The organism is Streptomyces sp. NPDC004126, assembly GCF_050275515.1.
GTDB lineage: Bacteria > Actinomycetota > Actinomycetes > Streptomycetales > Streptomycetaceae > Streptomyces.
In genome coordinates this window covers 1-21,767 of sequence record NZ_JBNNPF010000015.1, presented here as the reverse complement: position 1 = coordinate 21,767, position 21,767 = coordinate 1, and the positions used below count along the sequence as shown (strand labels likewise).

The 21,767-nt window shown below is 73.3% G+C and carries 17 protein-coding genes; 10 read left to right on the top strand and 7 right to left on the bottom strand.

Features of this window, described 5'->3' with window-relative positions:
- Nucleotides 1-5: 5 nt before the first annotated feature.
- The 4 genes from ACQKM2_RS16395 to ACQKM2_RS16380 all read right to left on the bottom strand — a co-directional run bounded on the left by ACQKM2_RS16395 (nucleotide 6) and on the right by ACQKM2_RS16380 (nucleotide 6,641).
- Entirely contained in the window at nucleotides 6-3,872 is a 3,867-nt protein-coding gene (locus tag ACQKM2_RS16395; RefSeq protein WP_427710275.1) for a multifunctional oxoglutarate decarboxylase/oxoglutarate dehydrogenase thiamine pyrophosphate-binding subunit/dihydrolipoyllysine-residue succinyltransferase subunit, read from the bottom strand.
- Nucleotides 3,873-4,130: 258 nt separating this feature from the next.
- Entirely contained in the window at nucleotides 4,131-5,222 is a 1,092-nt protein-coding gene (locus tag ACQKM2_RS16390; RefSeq protein WP_427710273.1) for an ATP-binding protein, read from the bottom strand.
- On the bottom strand, nucleotides 5,219-5,959 hold the full coding sequence (locus ACQKM2_RS16385; RefSeq protein WP_007266510.1) for a response regulator transcription factor: 741 nt from the start codon (nucleotides 5,957-5,959) through the stop codon (nucleotides 5,219-5,221). Before ACQKM2_RS16385 ends, ACQKM2_RS16390 begins: the two co-directional genes overlap by 4 nt.
- Nucleotides 5,960-6,065: 106 nt before the next feature.
- A complete protein-coding gene (locus ACQKM2_RS16380) occupies nucleotides 6,066-6,641 on the bottom strand; it encodes a hypothetical protein (protein ID WP_427710271.1) in 576 nt (191 codons plus the stop codon).
- Between the two features lie 36 nt (nucleotides 6,642-6,677).
- On the opposite strand from ACQKM2_RS16380, the gene ACQKM2_RS16375 reads away from it, so the two are divergent.
- From ACQKM2_RS16375 to ACQKM2_RS16365, 3 genes are all read left to right on the top strand, one after another.
- Nucleotides 6,678-8,075: a glycosyltransferase family 39 protein gene (locus tag ACQKM2_RS16375; RefSeq protein WP_427710269.1), complete on the top strand. Its 1,398-nt coding sequence runs from the start codon at nucleotides 6,678-6,680 to the stop codon at nucleotides 8,073-8,075.
- A gap of 83 nt (nucleotides 8,076-8,158) precedes the next feature.
- Nucleotides 8,159-8,995, top strand: a complete 837-nt coding sequence (locus tag ACQKM2_RS16370; protein ID WP_427710484.1) for a sulfurtransferase — start codon at nucleotides 8,159-8,161, stop codon at nucleotides 8,993-8,995.
- Nucleotides 8,996-9,075: 80 nt separating this feature from the next.
- Entirely contained in the window at nucleotides 9,076-9,843 is a 768-nt protein-coding gene (locus tag ACQKM2_RS16365) for a DUF4097 family beta strand repeat-containing protein (protein WP_427710267.1), read from the top strand.
- 50 nt (nucleotides 9,844-9,893) lie between these two features.
- Here ACQKM2_RS16365 and ACQKM2_RS16360 read toward each other — a convergent pair whose 3' ends face one another.
- Nucleotides 9,894-10,286, bottom strand: coding sequence for a RidA family protein (locus ACQKM2_RS16360; protein WP_427710265.1), 393 nt, complete (start codon nucleotides 10,284-10,286; stop codon nucleotides 9,894-9,896).
- Nucleotides 10,287-10,411: 125 nt separating this feature from the next.
- Between ACQKM2_RS16360 and lon the strand changes: the two genes are divergently transcribed.
- Nucleotides 10,412-12,808, top strand: coding sequence for an endopeptidase La (gene lon / locus ACQKM2_RS16355; protein WP_427710263.1), 2,397 nt, complete (start codon nucleotides 10,412-10,414; stop codon nucleotides 12,806-12,808).
- A 163-nt stretch (nucleotides 12,809-12,971) separates the two neighbouring features.
- Entirely contained in the window at nucleotides 12,972-13,412 is a 441-nt protein-coding gene (locus ACQKM2_RS16350) for a MarR family winged helix-turn-helix transcriptional regulator (RefSeq protein ID WP_050779716.1), read from the top strand.
- A gap of 20 nt (nucleotides 13,413-13,432) precedes the next feature.
- Here ACQKM2_RS16350 and ACQKM2_RS16345 read toward each other — a convergent pair whose 3' ends face one another.
- Entirely contained in the window at nucleotides 13,433-14,206 is a 774-nt protein-coding gene (locus tag ACQKM2_RS16345) for a hypothetical protein (RefSeq protein WP_427710262.1), read from the bottom strand.
- Between the two features lie 379 nt (nucleotides 14,207-14,585).
- Between ACQKM2_RS16345 and ACQKM2_RS16340 the strand changes: the two genes are divergently transcribed.
- From ACQKM2_RS16340 to ACQKM2_RS16320, 5 genes are read left to right on the top strand one after another with little or no spacing between them, the layout of a single operon-like run.
- Nucleotides 14,586-17,573: a nitrate- and nitrite sensing domain-containing protein gene (locus tag ACQKM2_RS16340; RefSeq protein ID WP_427710260.1), complete on the top strand. Its 2,988-nt coding sequence runs from the start codon at nucleotides 14,586-14,588 to the stop codon at nucleotides 17,571-17,573.
- Nucleotides 17,570-18,046, top strand: a complete 477-nt coding sequence (locus tag ACQKM2_RS16335) for a roadblock/LC7 domain-containing protein (RefSeq protein ID WP_007266520.1) — start codon at nucleotides 17,570-17,572, stop codon at nucleotides 18,044-18,046. The genes ACQKM2_RS16340 and ACQKM2_RS16335 overlap by 4 nt, the downstream gene beginning before the upstream one ends.
- A complete protein-coding gene (locus tag ACQKM2_RS16330) occupies nucleotides 18,043-18,426 on the top strand; it encodes a DUF742 domain-containing protein (protein ID WP_427710258.1) in 384 nt (127 codons plus the stop codon). Before ACQKM2_RS16335 ends, ACQKM2_RS16330 begins: the two co-directional genes overlap by 4 nt.
- A 25-nt stretch (nucleotides 18,427-18,451) precedes the next feature.
- Nucleotides 18,452-19,054, top strand: coding sequence for a GTP-binding protein (locus ACQKM2_RS16325; protein ID WP_427710482.1), 603 nt, complete (start codon nucleotides 18,452-18,454; stop codon nucleotides 19,052-19,054).
- Between the two features lie 33 nt (nucleotides 19,055-19,087).
- Complete coding sequence (locus tag ACQKM2_RS16320; RefSeq protein WP_427710256.1) at nucleotides 19,088-20,356, top strand: styrene monooxygenase/indole monooxygenase family protein; 1,269 nt, start codon at nucleotides 19,088-19,090, stop codon at nucleotides 20,354-20,356.
- On the opposite strand, the gene ACQKM2_RS16315 is transcribed toward ACQKM2_RS16320, so the two are convergent.
- On the bottom strand, nucleotides 20,299-21,495 hold the full coding sequence (locus ACQKM2_RS16315) for an NlpC/P60 family protein (RefSeq protein ID WP_427710254.1): 1,197 nt from the start codon (nucleotides 21,493-21,495) through the stop codon (nucleotides 20,299-20,301). The genes ACQKM2_RS16320 and ACQKM2_RS16315 overlap by 58 nt on opposite strands.
- Nucleotides 21,496-21,767: the final 272 nt, after the last annotated feature.

Below are 21,767 nucleotides of genomic sequence, written 5' to 3'. Positions count from 1 at the left end.
AGCGACTACGCCTCGAAGACCTCGTTCATCAGCAGCTGCTGCTCCGCCTGGTGACGCTTGGCGGAACCCACCGCCGGCGACGAGCCGTGCGGACGCGAGACGCGCCGCAGGCGCTCGCCCGCCGGGACCTCCGCGCCGACCGCCAGGTCGAGGTGGTCGATCAGGTTCAGCGCGATGAACGGCCACGCACCCTGGTTCGCCGGCTCCTCCTGCGCCCAGATGTACTTCGCCGCGTTCGGGAACTTGGCGATCTCCGCCTGGAGCTCCGCGCCCGCCAGCGGGTACAGCCGCTCGATGCGGATGATCGCCGTGTCCGTGATGCCGCGCTTCTCCCGCTCGGCCTCCAGGTCGTAGTAGACCTTGCCCGCGCAGAAGACGACCTTGCGGACCGCGTTCGGGTCCACCGTGGTGTCGCCGATGACCGGACGGAACGAACCGCTCGTGAACTCCTCCGCCTTCGACGCCGCGGCCTTCAGGCGCAGCATCGACTTCGGGGTGAAGACGATGAGCGGCTTGTGGTGCGGGTTGTGGACCTGCCAGCGCAGCAGGTGGAAGTAGTTCGACGGCAGGGTCGGCATCGCGACCGTCATGTTGTCCTGCGCGCACATCTGGAGGAAGCGCTCCGGGCGGGCGGACGAGTGGTCCGGGCCCTGGCCCTCGTAGCCGTGCGGCAGCAGCAGCGTGACGCCGGAGGTCTGGCCCCACTTCTGCTCGGCCGAGGAGATGAACTCGTCGACGACGGTCTGCGCGCCGTTGACGAAGTCACCGAACTGGGCCTCCCAGAGGACCAGCGCGTCCGGACGGGCCAGCGAGTAGCCGTACTCGAAGCCCATGGCCGCGTACTCGGAGAGCAGCGAGTCGTAGACGTTGTAGCGGGCCTGGTCGTCCGACAGGTACAGCAGCGGGGTGTAGTCCTCGCCGGTCTCCCGGTCGATGAGGACCGCGTGGCGCTGGCCGAACGTGCCGCGGCGGGAGTCCTGGCCGGACAGCCGGACCGGGGTGCCCTCCATCAGCAGCGAACCGAAGGCCAGGGTCTCGCCCATGCCCCAGTCGATGGTGCCGTCGTCGATCATCGCCGCGCGGCGCTGCAGCTGCGGCAGCAGACGCGGGTGGACGGTGACGCCCTCGGGGATGTTGACCTGGGACTCGGCGATCCGCTTGACGACGTCCTGGGAGATCGCCGTGTTCACGGCGACCGGGAAGTCGGCCTGCGGGGCCGGGGCCGGGGCGGCGACCGCGGGCTGCGTGGCGGCCTCGCGGACCTCCGCGAAGACCTTCTCCAGCTGGCCCTGGAAGTCCTGGAGCGCCTGCTCGGCCTCTTCCAGCGTGATGTCGCCGCGACCGATGAGGGACTCGGTGTACAGCTTGCGCACCGAGCGCTTCTTGTCGATCAGGTCGTACATCAGCGGCTGCGTGAACGCCGGGTTGTCGGACTCGTTGTGGCCGCGGCGGCGGTAGCAGATGAGGTCGATGACCACGTCCTTGTTGAACGCCTGGCGGAACTCGAAGGCCAGACGGGCAACGCGCACGACCGCTTCCGGATCGTCGCCGTTCACGTGGAAGATCGGCGCCTCGATCATGCGGGCCACGTCGGTCGCGTACATCGAGGAACGCGAGGACTCCGGGGCGGCGGTGAAGCCGACCTGGTTGTTGATCACGACGTGGACGGTGCCGCCGGTGCGGTAGCCGCGCAGCTGCGACATGTTCAGCGTCTCGGCGACCACGCCCTGGCCGGCGAACGCGGCGTCGCCGTGCAGGGCCAGCGGCAGGACGGTGAAGTCCGTGCCGCCCTTGTTGATGACGTCCTGCTTGGCGCGGGCGACACCCTCCAGGACCGGGTCCACCGCCTCCAGGTGGGAGGGGTTGGCGACGAGCGAGACCTTGATCTGCTCGCCGTCCAGGCCGGTGAAGGTGCCCTCGGCGCCCAGGTGGTACTTGACGTCGCCGGAGCCGTGCATGGACTTCGGGTCGAGGTTGCCCTCGAACTCGCGGAAGATCTGCGCGTACGACTTGCCGACGATGTTCGCGAGGACGTTCAGGCGGCCGCGGTGGGCCATGCCGATGACGACCTCTTCGAGGCGGGCCTCGGCGGCCGAGTCGATGACGGCGTCGAGCAGCGGGATGACGGACTCGCCGCCCTCCAGGGAGAAGCGCTTCTGGCCGACGTACTTCGTCTGCAGGAAGGTCTCGAAGGCCTCCGCCGCGTTCAGGCGGCGCAGGATGCGCAGCTGCTCCTCGCGCTCCGGCTTGGTGTGCGGGCGCTCGATGCGGTCCTGGATCCAGCGGCGCTGCTTCGGGTCCTGGATGTGCATGAACTCGACGCCGGTGGTGCGGCAGTACGAGTCGCGCAGCACGCCGAGGATGTCGCGGAGCTTCATCATCGACTTGCCGGAGAAGCCGCCGACCGCGAACTCGCGCTCCAGGTCCCACAGGGTGAGGCCGTGCTCGGTGATGTCCAGGTCGGGGTGCTTGCGCTGCTTGTACTCCAGCGGGTCGGTGTCGGCCATGACGTGGCCGCGGACCCGGTAGGAGTGGATCAGCTCGAAGACGCGGGCGGCCTTCGTGACGTCGTCGTCGTGCGAGGCGTCGATGTCGCGGTTCCAGCGGACCGGCTCGTACGGGATCCGCAGGGACTCGAAGACCTGGTCGTAGAAGCCGTTCTCGCCGAGGAGCAGGTTCGCGACGATGCGCAGGAACTCGCCGGAGGCCGCACCCTGGATGACCCGGTGGTCGTAGGTCGAGGTCAGGGTCATGACCTTGGAGATGCCCAGCTTGTTCAGGGTGTCCTGCGAGGTGCCCTGGAACTCGGCGGGGTAGTCCATGGAGCCGACGCCCATGATGACCGACTGTCCGGGCATCAGGCGGGGCACGGAGTGGACGGTGCCCAGGCCGCCGGGGTTGGTCAGCGAGACGGTGACGCCGGTGAAGTCGTCCATCGTCAGCTTGCCGACGCGGGCGCGGCGCACGATGTCCTCGTAGGCCTGCCAGAACTCGAAGAAGTTGAGGGTCTCGGCCTTCTTGATGCCGGCGACGACGAGCTGGCGGTCGCCGTTGGGCTTCACGAGGTCGATCGCGAGGCCGAAGTTCACGTGCTCCGGCTTGACCAGGGTCGGCTTGCCGTCCTTCTCCGCGAAGGAGTGGTTCATCGACGGCATGGCCTTGATGGCCTGCACCATCGCGTAGCCGATGAGGTGGGTGAAGGAGATCTTCCCACCGCGGGCGCGCTTGAGGTGGTTGTTGATGACGATGCGGTTGTCGAACAGCAGCTTCACCGGGACGGCGCGGACGGACGTGGCCGTCGGGACGTCGAGGGAGGCGTTCATGTTCTTGGCCACGGCGGCGGCGGGGCCGCGGAGCGTCACCAGCTCGGGGCCGGCGGGGGCCTCGGTGGCGGGCGCGGCCTTCTGAGCCGGGGTGGTGGCGGCCGGGGCCTGAGGGGCGGGCGCGGCCGGTGCGGCGGCCGGGGCCTGGGAGGTGACAGTCACAGCAGGGGCACCAGAGGGGGTGGCAGGAGCAGGGGCAGGAGCTGACACAGGTGTGGGCGCGGCGGCGGGCGCGGCCGGCGCCGCCCCCGTGGCGGCGTCGACGGCCTGAGGAACCCCGGCGGTGGCGGTGGCGGCCTGTGCGGAGGCGCCGTCCGTCGTCGGGGTCTTGATGGGTTCGGCCGCCTTCACCGGGGCGGCAGCGCCACCCGGCTTGTAGTCGGCGAAGAAGTCCCACCAGGCCCGGTCGACCGAATTCGGGTCCTGGAGGTACTGCTGATAGATCTCGTCGACGAGCCACTCATTCGCGCCGAAGCCTGAGGCGGGGTTCTTCCCGCCCTCTGCTGCGTCGGTCGTGGTGCTCGGGTTACTGGGGGACTGTGGCGACACGGCGGCAACCGCCCTCTTCCGCTTCACAAGGTATGGACAGCGGGGATAAAGGCTACGCCTCCCAGGGCGTGTGATGCAGGCCGGGCGGGACTTCCGTCGTGCAGGTCACACCGAACGGCGGGTTTCACCCATCGGAATGGCGGGAAACAAGCGTGGTTCGGGTAGGGGGCAGCCAGGTTGCGACCCCCTAGGCCTCGCACCCCTGACGACCCCGGGCACGTGTGGCCGAGATCATGTCCTTCCCACTCGAACCCTACGTCAAGAAGGGACCTGTGAGCTGCCCGGAAGGGTGACAAGGATTCGGCAACCCCGTGACGATTCGGCCACGCCGATGTGGCCCCCGTGCAGGCCGACCGCCCAGCGTGCGATGGCCAGACCCAGGCCGGTGCCCCCGTCGCCGCCCGCGTCCCCGCCACCGCCGGAACCCCGGTTGAACCGCTCGAAAACCCGGTGCCGCTCCGCCTCCGGAATCCCCGGACCCTCGTCCACGACCTCCAGCGCCAGGCTCCCCGGCGCCGCCCCGGCCCGCGCCCGGACCGTGACCCGGCCGTGCGCCGGACTGTGCTTCACCGCGTTGTCGATCAGGTTCGCCACCACCTGGTGCAGCCGCTCGGCATCCGCGTACGCGGTCAGTTCCGGAGGGTGCACATCCAGGTGAAGATGCACGTCATTGCGGGTGTGCCCACCCGAACCGGAAGTCAGCCCCGGCCGCCCCGCGGCCGCCAGCCCCGACTCCTTCAGCACCCCCGACAGATACGGCCACACCTCGAACCGGCGCGCCTTCAACGGCACCACACCGTTGTCCACCCGCGACAGGTCCAGCAGCGTGTCCACCAGCCGGCCCAGCCGCTCCGCCTGCTTCAGCATCGTCCGCATGGTCTCCGGATCGGCCTCCGAGACCCCGTCCACCACGTTCTCCAGCACCGCGCGCAACGCCGCGATCGGAGTCCGGAGCTCGTGCGAGACGTTCGCGACCAGCTCTCGACGGTGCCTGTCCTCGGCCTCCAGATCGTCGGCCATCCGGTTGATCGTCGACGCCAGATCACCCAGCTCGTCACGGCGCCCGGCACCCCGCACCCGGCGCGTGTAGTCCCCGTGCGAGATCGCCCGCGCCACCGTCGTCATCTCGTCCAGCGGCGCCGTCAGACCGTGCGCCACGAACTGGGTGATCAGCATCGACGCGATCACCGAGAAGACCGTGATGAACCGCAGCTCCGTGGCCGTGCGCAGGGCCACCATCAGCAGCCCCGTGGTGATGAACACCGACACCACGACGAGCACGCCCAGCTTCGTCTTGATCGAGAACGGCGAGTAGGGCCGCAGACCCGGCCCGCGCGGCGGGCCGCTCACGACTGCGCCGGGGTCTCCAGGGCGTACCCGACGCCGTGGACCGTACGGATCCGGTCCGCACCGATCTTCCGCCGCAGCGCCTTGATGTGGCTGTCGACCGTGCGGGTCCCCGACGCGTCCGCCCAGTCCCACACCTCCGCCAGCAGCTGCTCCCGCGACAGCACCGCACGCGGCGTCCCCGCCAGGCACACCAGCAGGTCGAACTCCGTCGGCGTCAGGTGCACGTCCTCCGCCTGCACCCGCACCCTGCGCTGCGCGTGGTCGATCTCCAGGTCTCCCAGCCGCAGCGTCGCCCCGCGCGGAGCCGTCGCGGCCAGCGTGGCCCGCTCCACCCGGCGCAGCAGCACGTGGACCCGGGCGGCCAGCTCGCGCATCGAGAACGGCTTCGTCATGTAGTCGTCCGCCCCGACCCCGAGGCCGACCAGCATGTCGGTCTCGTCGTCCCGGGCCGTGAGCATCAGCACCGGGACCGGCCGCTGCGCCTGGACCCGGCGGCAGACCTCCAGCCCGTCGAAGCCGGGCAGCATGACGTCCAGCACCAGCAGCTCGGGCTGCCAGCTCTCCGCGGCCGCGACGGCGGCCGGCCCGTCGTAGGCCGTCTGCACCTGGAAGCCCTCGGCCCGCAGCCGCGCGGCGATGGCGTCGGCGATGGTGCGGTCGTCCTCGACCACGAGCACGCGCCGCTGGGCACCTGGGGTGGCCGCGGCGACGCTGTGGGTGGTGTGTGTCTGTTCCATGTCCCGCCCCTGAAGATCCCGCGTGATGGGGTGCAGCGTAGAGGAGGCACCGGCCTGCGGCTATGCGGGGTTCGGACAGGAGACGGCGTCATCCGGAATCAGAGATTCATCCCGTCGTGTCGAATCCGGGCAGCGCGTCCAGCACCTTCCGAAGCCCCGGAGCCAGCTCGGTCTGGTCCGCGGCGACCTCGAAACCGCCGTGCACGAAGGCGTACGTGAACCCGTCGTAGACCGGCGGATCGGCCGTCGCCACCCGGGGCAGGTGCGCGAAGTCCGCCTCCCGCAGCGCACCGCGCAACACCTCCAGCCGGGCCGGCTCCAGCTTCCCGGACCGCAGGTCGCGGGCCCGGTCGTCGAGGAGGGTCCAGGAGCCGTCGCCCTTGACGAGGACGGTCCTGGTCCGGCCCGCGAAACCGCCGCTGCGGGTCACGCGGACGAGGGTCTCGGAGGCCGCGACGGTTGCCGCGGGGGGTGTGGGGGCTGATGCCGGCGGGGTGGTGGCCGCCGGGGGAGGGGTCGTGGGCGGGGGAGGCGTCGTGGTGGCCGCCGTCGCCGTCGCCGACGCCGTCGGGGCCGCCGTCGCGTCCGGAGGCCCCCCGGACCCGCCACCGCAGCCGGCCAGGACCAGCACCGCGCCCAGCAGCACCACCGTCGCGGCCCCGGCCGCCCGGATCGCTCGCACACCCACCTCCGCAGGTACTCCGACCGAACACCGAGTATGAAGCCCCCGCCCCGCAACGGAAAGCACCCGGAGGCCGCCATCCGCCGCATCACCCCCTGGCGCACGCTGCCCCCGCTGACCGCCGTGCTCCTCGGGCTGTGGGGCCTGCCGCGCGGTGCGGGCGGCGGGAGCATGTGGCGCGACGAGTCCACCACCTGGCAGGTCGCCCACCGTCCCCTCGGCGGGCTGTGGGAACTGCTCGGACAGGTCGACGCGGTGCACGGCCTCTACTACCTGCTGATGCACGGGGTCTTCGCCCTCTGGGACGGCGGCCCCTGGGCCCTGCGGCTGCCGTCCGTGGCCGGCACCGCCCTCGCCGCCGCAGGAGTGGCCGCCGTGGCACACCGGCTGGCGGGCGAGCGGGCCGCGCTGATCGCCGGCACCGCGTACGCCGCGCTGCCGCCGGTGCAGGCGTACGCGCAGGAGGGCCGCTCGTACGCGCTGGTCGCGGCGGCCGTGGCCTGGGCGACGTACCTGATGCTGCGCGAGCGGTGGGCGGCCTACGCGGTGGTCCTCCTGCTGGGCTGCTGGCTGCACGAGTTCGCCGTACTGGCCCTGCCGGCGCACGCGTTCACCGCCTGGCGGGCGCCTGGCTGGCGCCGGGCGGCGGGTGCCGTCCTCGCCGGGCTGCTCCCGCTGGCCCTGGTGAGCGCCCGGCAGGCGGCGGCCCAGCTGGGCTGGCTGGGGCGGCCGTCGTGGCAGGACTGGGCGGCGTACGCGGTACTGGCGGCGGCGGTGGCCCTGCTGGCGCGGGGGGCCGGGGACCGGGACCTCGTACGGGTGGCCGTGCCCCTGGCGCTGCTCCCGCCCGGGCTGCTGATGGCGGTCTCGCTCGTGCACCCCTGGTACGTCGATCGGTACGTCCTCTACGCGCTGGCCGGCCTCGCCGTGCTGGCCGGGGCGCGGGCGAGCGGTACGCGGACGCGGTGGGCGCCGTGGCTGCTGGCCGGGGCCCTGCTGGTGCCCTTCGCGGGGTGGTCGGTGTGGCTGCGCACCCCGGAGGCGCGCAAGGACGACGCCCTCGCCGTCGCGGCGGCGGTGCGGGAGCTGGCCCGGCCCGGGGACGCGGTGCTGTTCATGCCGTCCCGGCGGCGGGAGTGGCTGCTGTCGTCACCCGGGGCGTACGGCTCCCTGCGGGACGTCGCCCTGTCCCGCACCCCGGCGGAGTCCCGCACCCTGCACGGCACGGAGCTCCCGGCCGACGGCGTCCGGGCGGCGGTCCTGGCCGCCCCGAGGGTGATAGCCCTGCTGGACCCGCCGGACCAGCCGCTGGACCGCGACCCGGCGGAGGCGGCGAAGCGCGAGGCCCTGGCGCAGGCGTTCGACCGCTGCTCGGTGACCCCGGTCCGCGGGGCCCGGGTGGCGGTGTACGCCTGGCGGGGGACGTGCGGGTGACGTGCGGTTCAGGGGCCGGCCCGGCCGCGGATCGGTCAGGATGGGCCGTGATCGTGTTCGACGCCGCGACCGGAGGTTCCCGCATGCCCGTACCCGAGATACCCGGCCCCCTCGTCGGCAGCGACTGGCTCGCGGAGCGGCTCGGCCGGGTCGTGGTGTTCGACGCCTCCGTCGGGGCGCACCGGCGGGCTGCCGTGCGGATCCCCGGCGCGCGGCCCTTCGACCTCGACGGCGCCCTCTCCGACCACGCGGCGCCGGCCCCGCACACCATGCCCTCCCCGGCGGACTTCGCCGGGGCACTGCGCGGGCTCGGGCTGGACGACACCGACACGGTGGTCGTGTACGACGGAGCCGGGATCTACTCCAGCGCCCGCGCCTGGTGGATGCTGCGCGCCATGGGCTTCGACCGGGCGGCCGTGCTGGACGGGGGACTGCCCGCGTGGGTCGCCGCCGGGCTGGACGTGGAGGCCGGGGCGGCGGCGTACGAGGGGCCGCGCGGCTCCTTCACCGCCCGGCCCCGGCCCGGGCTGCTGGTGGACGCCGGGGTCGTCGCCGACGCGCTCGCCGATCCGGCCGCCGCCGTGTTCGACGCCCGGACCCGGGAGCGGTTCGCCGGGACCGCCCCCGAGCCCCGGCCGGGGCTGCGGGGCGGGCACATGCCGGGCGCGCTCAACCTGCCGTTCGGCGAACTCCAGGGGCAGGACGGCCTGATGCGGCCCGCCGGTGAACTCCGCGAGGCCTTCGGGGCGTTGGCCGGGGAGCGGGAGCGGCTCTACTTCAGCTGCGGTTCGGGCGTCACGGCCTGCGTGCTCGCGCTGGGGGCCACCCTGGCCGGGTACGGGGAGACCGCGGTGTACGACGGGTCGTGGAGCGAGTGGGGCCTGCCCTCGGAGCTGCGGCCGGTGGTGACGGGGCCCTGACCGGGGTGGGGCTAGCCCCACCCCGGGTTCGGATACCTGCACCAGCGCGGTCCGCGCGCCCGGTCGGCAGACTCGTCGGCATGGCACTCCACACCTCCTCCCGCACCGTCCGCACCGCTCTCGCCGGCGCCGTCGCCGCCTCGGCCCTGCTCCTGTCGGGCTGCTCCTTCGTGGAGGAAGCCAGGCTGAAGACGGCCGAGGCCGACGCCACCTTCACCGAGGCCGTCACCGCGGTGGAGCTGACGGGCCTTCGGCGGGGGTCGGTGACGGTGACCCCGGGCAGCGGTCCCGGGGTCACCGTGCACCGGGTCGTGCACTACCGGGGCGACACCGCGCCCGAGCCGGGGCAGCGGGTCTCGGGCGGGGTGCTGGGCTTCACCGACGGCTGCAGCGGCGACGGGGACAGCTGCTGGGTGGACTACCGGCTGGAGGTGCCGGCCTCGGTGCGGCTCAAGGCGGGCAGCAGCAGCGGGGACATAACGGTCACGGGCGTGGCCTCCGCCGAGCTGGACTCCTCCTCCGGCGACGTCCGGGCCGAGCGGATCGCGGGCCCGCTGAAGGTGCGCACCTCCTCCGGGGACCTGACGGCCGCCGAGCTGTCCGGCCCGGAGTTCGAGTTCCGCACGAGCTCGGGGGACTCCACGGTCGGCTTCGCGAAGGCCCCGGCCTCGGTGTCCGTCACCACCAGCTCGGGCGACGTGACCCTGCGGGCGCCGCAGGCCCCGTACCGGGTGTCCGTGGACACCGCCTCGGGCAAGCGGGACGTCACGCTCGGGGACGCCCCCGACGCCCCGTCCCGCATCGCGGTCCGCACCAGCTCCGGCGACATCCGCCTCTCCGCGGTCTAGCCGGTCGAGCGGGTCCAGCCGCTCCAGCCGCTCCAGCCGGTCCAGCCGGTCTAGTCGGTCACCGCGTCGACCTCCACCTCCACCAGCCAGGCCGGGTCGATGAAGCGGGACACCTCGATGAAGGTCGTCACCGGGCGGACCGCGGCGAAGCGTTCGCCGTGGGCCCGCGCCGCCTCCTCCCAGGCGGTGATGTCGGTGAGCATGATCCGGGTCCGCACGACGTCGGCGAGCGAGGCGCCGGCCTCCTCCAGGGCGCGCTGCGCGATGTCCAGGCAGCGCACCGTCTGGGCGTGGACGTCGCCCGGGCCGACCGTGGAGCCGTCGTCCCCGATCGGAGCGGTGCCGGCGACGGCCACGTACGGCCCCCTCCGCACCGCGCGGGAGAAGCCGATCCGGGGTTCCAGCGGGGAGCCCGAGCTGACGGTCCGTCGTATGTCTGCCATGCCGTCATGGTGCTACGGAGGGCCCGCAAAACGTGTTCGCCCCCGGCGAACGGGCGTTGGGGAACATTGCCGGACGCAGAAGCATTGAGTCGGCATAGCTCAACTTCACTGCCGGAGGGAAGATCATGGCTTCGACGTCCGTATCGCTCACCCTGCCCGTACTGCCGCTCGACGACGAGGTCGTGCTGCCCGGGATGGTCGTTCCCCTGGACCTGTCCGACGCCGAGGTCCGCGGAGCCGTCGAGGCGGCCCAGGCGGCGGCGGGCAGCGGGAAGCCCCGGGTGCTGCTCGTGCCGCGGGTCGACGGGAAGTACGCCGGGATCGGAGTGCTGGGGACCGTCGAGCAGGTCGGGCGGCTCTCCGACGGCGATCCCGGGGCGCTGATCCGCGGGCGCGGCCGCGTCCGGATCGGCGCCGGGACCACCGGGCCCGGGGCGGCGCTCTGGGTCGAGGGGGAGACCGTCGACGAGAAGGTGCCCGACCCGCTGCCCGGAGCGGTCGCCGAGCTCGTCAAGGAGTACAAGGCCCTCGCCACCAGCTGGCTGAAGAAGCGCGGCGCCTGGCAGGTCGTGGACCGTGTGCAGCAGATCGAGGGGGTCTCCGCCCTCGCCGACAACTCCGGGTACTCGCCCTTCCTGAGCGTGGCCCAGAAGGTCGAGCTGCTGGAGACCGTCGACCCGGTCGCCCGCCTCCGCCTCGCCGTCAAGGCGCTCTCCGACCACCTCGCCGAACAGGACGTCGCCGAGTCCATCGCCAAGGACGTCCAGGACGGCGTCGAGAAGCAGCAGCGCGAGTTCCTGCTCCGCCGCCAGCTGGAGGCCGTCCGCAAGGAGCTCCGCGAGCTGGGCGGGGAGAAGGAGGGCGAGGAGTCCGACGACTACCGCGCCCGCGTCGAGGCCGCCGACCTCCCCGAGAAGGTCCGCGAGGCCGCGCTCAAGGAGGTCGACAAGCTGGAGCGGTCCAGCGACCAGAGCCCCGAGGGCTCCTGGATCCGCACCTGGCTGGACACCGTGCTGGAACTGCCCTGGAACGAGCGCACCGAGGACGCGTACGACATCCAGGGCGCCCGGGCGGTGCTCGACGCCGAGCACGCCGGGCTGAACGACGTGAAGGACCGCATCACCGAATACCTCGCCGTGCGCAAGCGGCGCGGCGAGCGCGGCATGGGCGTCGTCGGCGGACGGCGCGGCGGCGCGGTCCTCGCGCTCGTCGGGCCCCCCGGCGTCGGCAAGACCTCGCTGGGCGAGAGCGTCGCCCACGCCATGGGGCGCAAGTTCGTCCGCGTCGCCCTCGGCGGCGTACGCGACGAGGCCGAGATCCGCGGCCACCGCCGCACCTACGTCGGCGCCCTGCCCGGCCGCATCGTGCGGGCGGTCAAGGAGGCCGGGTCGATGAACCCGGTCGTCCTCCTCGACGAGATCGACAAGGTCGGCTCCGACTTCCGCGGCGACCCGGCGGCGGCCCTCCTGGAGGTCCTGGACCCCGCGCAGAACCACACCTTCCGGGACCACTACCTGGAGGTGGAGCTGGACCTCAGCGACGTCGTCTTCCTCGCGACGGCCAACGTCCTGGAGGCCATCCCCGAAGCCCTCGCCGACCGCATGGAGCTGGTCCGCCTCGACGGCTACACCGAGGACGAGAAGGTCGTCATCGCCCGCGACCACCTGCTGCCCCGCCAGCTGGAGCGCGCCGGGCTGACCGCGCAGGAGGTCGTCCTGGAGGAGGACGCGCTGCGCAAGCTCGCCGGCGAGTACACCCGCGAGGCCGGCGTGCGCACCCTGGAGCGGTCCATCGCCCGGCTCCTGCGCAAGGTGGCATCCCAGCACGAACTGGGCGAGCGGGAGTTCCCCTTCGCCATCGGCGCGGACGAGCTGCGCGGCCTGATCGGCCGCCCGCACCACGTGCCCGAGTCCGCCCAGGACCCGGCGGAGCGGCGGACGGCCGTCCCGGGCGTGGCCACCGGCCTCGCCGTCACCGGCGCCGGCGGCGACGTCCTGTTCGTCGAGGCCTCCCTCGCCGACCCGGAGACCGGCGCCGCCGGGCTCACCCTCACGGGCCAGCTGGGCGACGTCATGAAGGAGTCGGCGCAGATCGCCCTCAGCTTCCTGCGCTCGCACGGCGCGGAGCTGGAGCTGCCGGTCGCCGACCTCAAGGACCGGGGCGTGCACATCCACTTCCCGGCGGGCGCCGTCCCCAAGGACGGCCCGAGCGCGGGCATCACCATGACCACCGCGCTGGCGTCCCTGCTCTCCGGCCGCCAGGTCCGCACGGACGTGGCCATGACCGGCGAGGTCTCGCTGACCGGGCGGGTGCTCCCGATCGGCGGGGTCAAGCAGAAGCTGCTGGCCGCGCACCGGGCCGGGCTGACCACCGTGATCATCCCCAAGCGGAACGAAGCGGACCTGGACGACGTCCCGAGCGAGGTGCTGGAGGGGCTGGAGGTGCACCCGGTGACGGACGTGCGCCAGGTGCTGGAGCTGGCCCTCGCCCCGGCGGTGGTGTCCTTCACCAAGGCCGCCTGATCCGGAAGGCGCACACGGTCCGCTGAGGGCCCGGGGACCCCTCCCCCAGACTCCGTCCGGGGGGACCCCCAGGCGGGGCCCCGGGTCCTCGGCGCACCCGCTGCGAAATACTGGTCCCGAACAGGGGTGCCACGGCGTGCCCCGCCACCGATGGGAGCGGCACGTGCACGGCAGCGAAGACCAGGAGTTCCTCGCCCTGGAGCGGGAGCTGTCCGTCTTCCTGCGGCGCGCCCGGGCCTCCTCCGGCGAGATGGCCCGCGCCCTGCACCCGGAGCTGGAGCCGGCCGCGTACGGCCTGCTGGTCCGCCTGGAGGCCGCCGGCCGCCAGCGGGCCACCGAGCTGGCCGCCTACTTCGGCGTCGGCAAGGCCACCATGAGCCGCCAGCTGCGCGCCCTGGAGGTGCTCGGCCTGGTGGCCCGCGAGCCGGACCCCGCCGACGGCCGCGCCTTCCTCGTCGGCCTCACGGAAGAGGGCCGGGAGCGCTTCCTGCGCGTACGGGGGGCCCGGCGCGAGCAGTACATGCGCAAGCTCGCCGACTGGGACCGCGGCGAGGTCGCGGAGCTGGCCCGGCTGCTCAACCAGCTGAACTCCGGCGAGGAGTAGCCCCCGGGGCGGATGCGGGCTCAGAGCTCCGCGTAGACCGCCGAGGCGTCGTCGTGCCGCTTGTGCCGGGCCGGCGGGCGCAGCGGGTCCGACTCCACGGCCCGGACCCGCCCGATCAGCCCCCGCGCCCCCTCCTTGCGCAGCACGTCCAGGCAGGCCGCCCAGTCGCCCTCCCCGAACGTGTCCGTCCAGCGGCTCGCCCCGTCCGTGAGCGCGGCCACCGCCAGCACCTCCGCGCGCGGGGTGCGCCCGGTGACGGCCCGGGCCGCCACCGCCGGGTCCGCGGCCGCCGTGAAGAAGCCCCCCTCGGCATTGCGCAGGGCGTCCGTCGCCGCCACCGAGCCGCGCACCCCCTCCGGCACCCGGTCCAGCCGGTCGTCCAGCACCGGCGTGACCGCACCGCCGGGCCCGCGGAGCAGGAGCACGGAATCGGAGAGCACCAAGTGCTCCACGTACGTGTCGTCCCAGCGGACCACGACCACCGTCGCCTGCGGGGTCCGTGCGTGAGAAAGGTCACACGTGTCCCGGTGCGCGTCGGCGGTGTCGGTGATCGCCCGGGCCAGGACCCCCTCCAGGGGCATGTCCCGCCGCGATCCGGACAGTTCGGTCAATCGGCCGCCGAGCCGGGTGGAGAACCAGGGCACTCCGTGCACGCATCCGTCGTCCCCGCGCGGCGGGGTGACCCCGTCCAGGACGACCACGACGCCGCCTCCCGACGCAGGTGCCGACGCCGACACCCAGTCCTGGTTGGGGTGTTCCGGGTTGCCGGGTTCGGAGGCCAGGTCGATGCGCATGCGGACATTCTGCCCGCCGGGACCCCTGAAGGGCCGGAAGGTCCGTACCAATGCCCGGAACTGTCGGCCCGGCCGCCCGGAAGCCCCCGCCGCCCGCCCACCGCGAAATGTGGGCGGGCATACTGCCAAAGCCCGCCGCGTTCTTTCAACCGCCCGTCCATGCCGGGCCACTGGCACGCGGTGCCCGAGTTGGTCGGCCACTCCTCCGTGATGTTCACTCCTTCGAGTGGCCGGGTGGGCGATGTGCGGCTCTCCTCCCAACACACTGCGAAGGTCTGAGGCGGTACGAGGGGGCAGGGGGCGTTTACTTGTTGACCGGCCGTTACCTCGGCCACACGAGTAGACGAGCACGAGCACACGTACAGGATTGCGAGCACCGGTGTCCAAGAAGCGGTCTCGGAAGAACGGCACCGCCAGCGCCGACGCACCCGCCAACGCAGGACGGCGCGTACGCGTCCGCAGCAGGCTGGTCGTCGGAGTAGCAGTCGCCGGACTCACCGTCCTCGCGGCAGGCACCCCCGCCGTCGTTTCCGCCACGAGGGAACTGAACGACTCCCAGCGCCTGGTCACCCTGGCCGAGCAGACGCAGCACGCCCTCACCCTCGCCCACCTCCTCGGCGACGAGCGCGACGCCGTCGTCGAGTACGCGGCCAAGGGCCGGCCCGGCAACGCCAAGGCCCCCGTCGACGAGCGCACCGCGCGCACCGACCGGCAGATCACCGAACTCCGCCCCGAGGCCGACGCGGAACTCGCCCGCGCCCTCGGCAAGGTCAAGGCCGTCCGCGCCGAAGCCGTCGACGGCAAGGGCACCGCCCTCGCCGCCCAGCAGGCCTACGCCGGACTCCTCACCGAACTCCTCGCACCCGGCGACCGCCTCGCCGAACTCACCCCGCCGCGCGCCGAGGCCGCCCTCGCCGTCACCCGGCCCATGGCCCCCCTCGGCCAGGCCGTGGACCAGGCGTCCGCCACCCGCGGCCTGCTGCTCGCCGCCCTGGCCGTCCCGCGCGCCGAGCAGACCCCGAACTCCGCCGTCGCCGACGAGCTCACCGGCGCCGCCCAGCGCTCCCGCGTGCGCGAACAGGCCGCCCTCGACGACTTCGCGCGCGCCGCCCGCCCCGCCGTACGCCAGACCCTCGCCGCCACCGTCACCGGCCCCGAGGTCAAGGCCGCCGACGACCAGCTCAAGCGCCTCACCGAGCGGTCCACCCTGACCCCGGCCGAGCGCAAGGCCACCGACGCCGCAGCCCTCGCCACCACCCTCACCGCCCGCATCGACCGGATGCGCTCGGTGGAGTCCACCCTGGCCGGGGACCGCGTCAGCGCCTTCACCAAGCTGCGCGACGACGACGTCACCCGGATGGAGCTGATGGTCGCCGGACTCGGCGTCCTCTTCCTCTTCGTCATCGGCTTCTCCACCGCCGTCGCCCGCTCCCTCACCAGACCCCTGTCGGTGCTGCGGCGCGGCGCGGAACGGCTCGCGACCCCCGAGGGCTCGCAGGAGCCCGTCCGCTTCACCGGCCGCAACGACGAGTTCGCCGAGGTCGTACGCCACCTCAACGCGGTCCGCGACCAGACCGTCGCCCTGCACACCAAGGTCTCCGGGCTCGACGCCGACCGCCGCCGCCTCATCGGCCGCAACGAAGCCCTCACCGGCGGCCGCGAGGTCCTGGAGGAGGAGCTCGCCAAGCTGCGCGCGGGACTCGAAGAGCACCGCCGCATCATGTCGACGACCTCCGTCTCGCTCTCCCTGCGCACCCTCGGCCTCGTCGAGCGCCAGCTCGCGGTCATCGAGGAGCTGGAGTCCAAGGAGGGCGACCCGGACCGGCTCGCCACCCTCTTCAAGCTGGACCACCTGGCGACCGTCATGCGCCGCCACAACGAGAACCTGCTGGTCCTCGCCGGACAGGAACACGGCCACGGCCAGAGCCTGCCCGTGCCCCTGGTCGACGTCATGCGGGCCGCCGTCAGCGAGATCGAGCGCTACGAGCGCGTCGAGCTCGCCGCCATGCCCTCCTACACCCAGGTCGCCGGGCACGCCGCCGACGACATCTCGCACGTCCTCGCCGAGCTCCTGGAGAACGCCACCACGTTCTCCCCGCCCGACGCCAAGGTGAAGGTGTCCGGCTGGCTCAACGACGCCGGCGACGTGGTCCTCTCCGTCGTGGACGAGGGCATCGGCGTCACCGAGGACCGCCTGGCCTCCCTCAACACCCGCCTGTCCACCCCCGACGCCTACGACGAGGAACCCGAGGCCGAACACGGCCTGGGACTCGGCCTGTACGTCGCCGGCCGCCTCGCGGCGCGCCACGCCGTCACCGCCGAGCTCCGCGCCGGCCGGCACGGCGGCCTGGAGGCCCTGGTCGTCGTCCCCGAGGCGCTCCTGCCGGACGCCCCGCCGAGCTCCCCGGTGCACACCCTGGCCACGCCGGGCGCCCCCGCGTTCCAGCTGCCCGGCGTGATCGCCGAGGCCAACGAGAACACCCTGCCGCCGCGGCTGCGCCCGCCCGCGGCGGAGCAGGCCGCCACGGACGCGCCGCCGGCGGCCGCCGACGCGGAGCCCGTGGCCGCCGACGCGGAGCCCGCCAAGGTCGTCACGCTCGCCGAGGCCTTCGACGCGGGCGTGGACGCGGATGCGGATGCGGATGCGGACGTGAGCGCGGACGCCGCCGACGTGGACGCCGCCGACGCGCACGGCGCGGACGCCGTCGAGCAGGACCTCGACGCCGAGGTGTACGAGTCCGACACCTACGACGCCGGGTCCCTGGTGGCCGAGGCCTTCGGAGCCGGGGCCTTCGCCCGCGCCGACGACACCGCCGCCGCCCCCGAGGCCGCGCAGGACGACGCCGGTCCGGTGACCCCCGAGGCGGAGCCCGCCAAGGTCGTCACCCTCGCCGAGGCCTTCGAGGACGCGCCGCCGCCCCCCGCCGACCAGGTCTTCACCGCGGCCGCCCCCGAGCAGGAACCCCACGCGCGGGTCGCGGCCGAAGCGGACACGGACGAAGGAAACACCGGACCGGCGCACGACGCCGAACAGTCCAGCCACCGGCGGGCCGCCGACGCGGAGGACGGCTTCGTCCCCCGCCAGGGCAGCCACCCCGAGCCCATGGCCGAGCCCGCCCCCCAGCCCGTCACCGCCAAGGGCCTGCCCAAGCGGACCCCGCGCTCCGTGGCGGCACCCGGCATCGGAAACCCCGCAGCGGCCCGCCCCGAGCCGCGCCGGGTCGACGCCGAGGAACTGCGCCGCCGGCTCGGCGGGTTCTACCAGGGCGCCCAGGACGGGCGCCGGGTCGCAGCGGAAGAACTCGCGCAGGACCGGGGGCAGGGGCACACCGACCAGGGGGACACCGCACAGGAGGCACGCACATGACCGCGCCCAGTACGTACGGACTGAGCACCCAGGCCCGCAACCTGCAGTGGCTGCTGACCGACCTGGTCGAGGAGGTGCCCGGGGTCAACTCCGTGGCCGTCGTGTCCTCGGACGGGCTGCTGCTGCTCTCCTCCGAGCCGGCCGCGGAATCCGCCCGGGGCGACCGCCCCAAGGGCCCCCGCGGCGCCTCGGCCGACCTCGCCACCATCGTGTCCGGACTCGGCAGCCTCACCACCGGTGCGGCCGCCCTCATGGAGTTCGGCACGGTCAAGCAGACGATGGTCGCCATGGAGAACGGCTCCGTCTTCGTCATGTCCATCAGCGACGGCTCCCTGCTCGGCGTGCACGCCACGCCCGACTGCGACATGAGCGTCGTCGCCTACCACATGGCCCTCTTCGTCGGCCGCGCCGGCCACGTCCTGACCCCCGAAGTCCGCAGCGAGCTGCGCCAGTCGATGGAGAAAAACCCGTGAGGAGTACGGCCTCCGACCGGCTGCCGATACGCGGCGCCGACCGCCGCCCCGCCCGCGTCCGCCCGTACTCCCTCACGGGCGGCCGCACCCGCTTCCCGCAGGTGCTGCTGGTGGAGACCTTCGTCGCCACGCTCGACAGCGGCCCGGCCAAGACGCCCGACCGCATGCCCGAGATGCGCGCCATCGTCGAGGTGTGCCGCCGGATGCGCACCATCGCCGAGATATCCGCACTGCTGAAGCTGCCGCTCGGCGTGGTCCGGGTCCTCGTCAGCGACCTCGCCGACCAGGGCCGCATACGCGTCTACGGCACGGGATACGGCACCGGCCGGCCCGACCGCGCGCTGCTGGAAAGGGTGCTCAGTGGCCTCCGCCGTCTCTGAATTCACCGCCGGCGCCCCCGCCGGCGTGACGGGCCTCGTGGACGACGAGCCCGTCCAGCCCTGGCAGTACGACCGCTCGCGCGCCCCCGTCGCCGTCAAGGTGCTCGTCGCCGGCGGCTTCGGCGTCGGCAAGACCACCTTCGTGTCCTCCGTCTCCGAGATCACCCCGCTGCGCACCGAAGCGGTGATGACCCAGGCCAGCGTCCCCACCGACGACCTGACCGGGACCCCGGACAAGAGCACGACCACCGTCGCGATGGACTTCGGGCGCATCACCCTCGACGACGACCTCGTGCTCTACGTGTACGGAACCCCCGGCCAGGAACGGTTCTGGTTCATGTGGGACGACCTCGTACGCGGGGCCATCGGCGGCCTGGTGCTCGCCGACACGCGCCGGCTGCGCGACTGCTTCCCCGCGCTCGACTACTTCGAGACCTGCGGGCTGCCGTACGCGGTGGCCGTGAACCACTTCGAGGGCTCGCGCTCCTACGACGTGGAGGACGTACGGGAGGCCCTGACCATCCCGCCGAGCGTCCCCGTCGTGATCATGGACGCGCGGCGCCGGACCACGGTCGTGGAGTCCCTGCTCACCCTGGTGGGCCACGCACTGGACGCCACCCCCGAGTAGGTCCGTTCCCCCTCCCCCCGAATCGAGAACGTGATGCGCAAGATACTCGTCGTCGGGGCCGGCCAGTCCGGTCTCCAGCTCGCCCTGGGCCTCCAGGCCAAGGGCTACGAGATCACCCTCATGTCCAACCGGACCGCGGACGAGATCCGCACCGGACGGGTCATGTCCACCCAGTGCATGTTCGACACGGCGCTCCAGCACGAGCGGGACCTCCAGCTGAACTTCTGGGAGAAGCAGGCCCCGAAGATCCAGGGCCTGGGCGTCTCCGTCGCAGCCCCCGACGGCTCCCGCGCCATCGACTGGCTCGGCCGCCTCAAGGGGTACGCGCAGTCCGTGGACCAGCGCGTGAAGATGGCGGGCTGGCTCGACACCTTCACCCAGCGCGGCGGACAGCTCGTCGTGCACGGGGCTTCCGTCGCCGACCTGGACTTCTTCTCCCGGACGTACGACCTCGTGCTCGTCGCCGCCGGCAAGGGCGAGCTGGTGTCCATGTTCGGGCGGGACGCGGCACGCTCCCCGTACGACACCCCCCAGCGCGCCCTGGCCGTCTCCTACGTCCACGGCCTCGGGCCGCGCCGCGAGCACCCGGACACCGAGGCCGTGCGCTGCAACCTGGTCCCGGGCGTCGGCGAGCTGTTCGTCATGCCGACCCTGACCACCTCGGGGCGCGCCGACATCCTGTTCTGGGAGGGCCTGCCGGGCGGCCCGCTGGACGTCTTCAGGGGCGTCAACGACCCCTCCGAGCACCTGGCGCTGACGCTTGAGCTCATGGAGAAGTACACCCCGTGGGAGTACGCGCGGGCGACCAAGGTCGAACTGACGGACGCGGGCGGCACCCTCTCGGGCCGCTACGCGCCGGTCGTCCGCAACCCCATCGGGCGCCTGCCCGGCGGCGGCCTCGTCCTGGGCGTCGCGGACGTGGTCGTGGCCAACGACCCCATCACGGGACAGGGCTCGAACTCGGCGGCCAAGTGCGCGGCCTCGTACCTCTCCTCGATCCTCATGCACGGAGACAAGCCGTTCGACGAGGCGTGGATGAAGGCCACCTTCGACAAGTACTGGTTCACCTCCGGCAAGCCGGTGACCCAGTGGACCAACGCCATGCTGGGCGTCCCGCCGGAGCACGTGCTGAACCTGATCGGTGCGGCCGGGCAGCTCCAGCCGGTGGCGAATCGATTCGCCAACGGCTTCGACAACCCGGCCGACTTCGACTCGTACTTCTACGACCCCGAGGACACGGCCGACTACCTGGCGGAGGTCGCCGCGTCGCTCTCCCCGTCCGGCTCTTCCTCCGCGGAATAGCCAGCGTCGTCCCCCGCCGCCGCGGCCTCGGGCAGCGGCGGCGGGGTGAACTCCGCCAGCGGGGCCCCCTCCGGATCCGGCCGGACCGCCCCGAGCAGCGGGTTCGCCGCGATCGGGGACACCTTCACCGTCGCCCCCGGACGGGGCGCCTGGATCACCTTGCCGCCCCCGACGTACAGGGCCACGTGCGTCGCCTTCGGGAAGTACACCACCAGGTCCCCGGGACGCAGCCGGTCCAGCGGAACCCGGGTCAGCCGCGCCCACTGCTCCTGGCTGGTGCGGGGGATGGACCGCCCGGCATGCTCCCAGGCCTGCGAGGTCAGCCCCGAGCAGTCGAACGAACCCGGCCCCTCCGCCCCCCACGCGTACGGCTTGCCGATCTGCGCCGCCGCGTAGCGGAGGGCGGCCCCGCCCGCCGCCGTCGGCGTGGTCGTACGGGCGGGCAGCCGGCCCGAGTCCACCAGCGTCCGCTGCGCCCCGGCGGTCACGGCCGCCTCGTGCGCCCCGAGCCCGGCGAGCTCCTCCGGGGTGAGCGCCGCCAGCAGCCGCTCGACCTCCTTGAGCCGGCCCGTCACCTCCGTCTGTGCCTCCTTCTGCCGCGCGGCCAGCGCCGCCTGGGCGTCGAGGGCCTTGCGCGCCGCACCGGCCAGCGTCCCCGCCGCCTTGCGGTCCCGCTCCAGCCGCGCCACGACCCCGGCCCGCCGGGCACCCTCGCGGGCGGCGAGCCGGCGCTGGTCGACGGCCTGCTGGGGGTCGCCGGAGAGCAGCAACCGCAGGTACGGGGAGAGGCTGCCGCCCCGGACCCCCTGGTACTGCTCCCGCGCGAGCCGCCCGGCGGTGGCCCGCTCGGAGTCGAGCACGGAACGGGCCCGCCCGAGCTCGGTGGTGAGCCGCGCCTCGTCGGCCCGGCGGGCCTTGAGTGCTGCTTCGGCGGCGTTGTAGGCCTCACTGGCCTCCTCGGCCTGCTGGTAGAGACCCTGCAGGCGGGTGAGCAACTCCCCGACGCCGCGGGCGGGGAGGGCTTCGGGGACGGCGGCGAGCCGGGGGTGCGGAGCCGGCTCGGCGTGGACGCCGGCCGGGGGGCCGGCGGCGACGAAGACGGCGGCGAGGCAGGCGATCCGCAGTAGTCGTTTTGTCATGTAATCACCTCCGCCGCCCGATGCTGCCACGGGGAAGGGGGAGGGCCGACGAGGGTGAGGGGCGGGTCGGGGGGACTCACCCGGTTGGGGGGCCTGCGCGGCCGGGGTTGGGTGGGCGGGATCTCCTGGGGCGGGAGCCAGGGAGGGTTTGGGGGTTTCCCGTCAGTCCCATCGTCTTTCCGGTTCGGGCCGGCCTGTCAAGGGCGCTCCCTTCGGTCGCGTCGCTTCGCGATCGCCTTCGGCGACCCTTGACAGGCCGTCCCGCCCCGGAA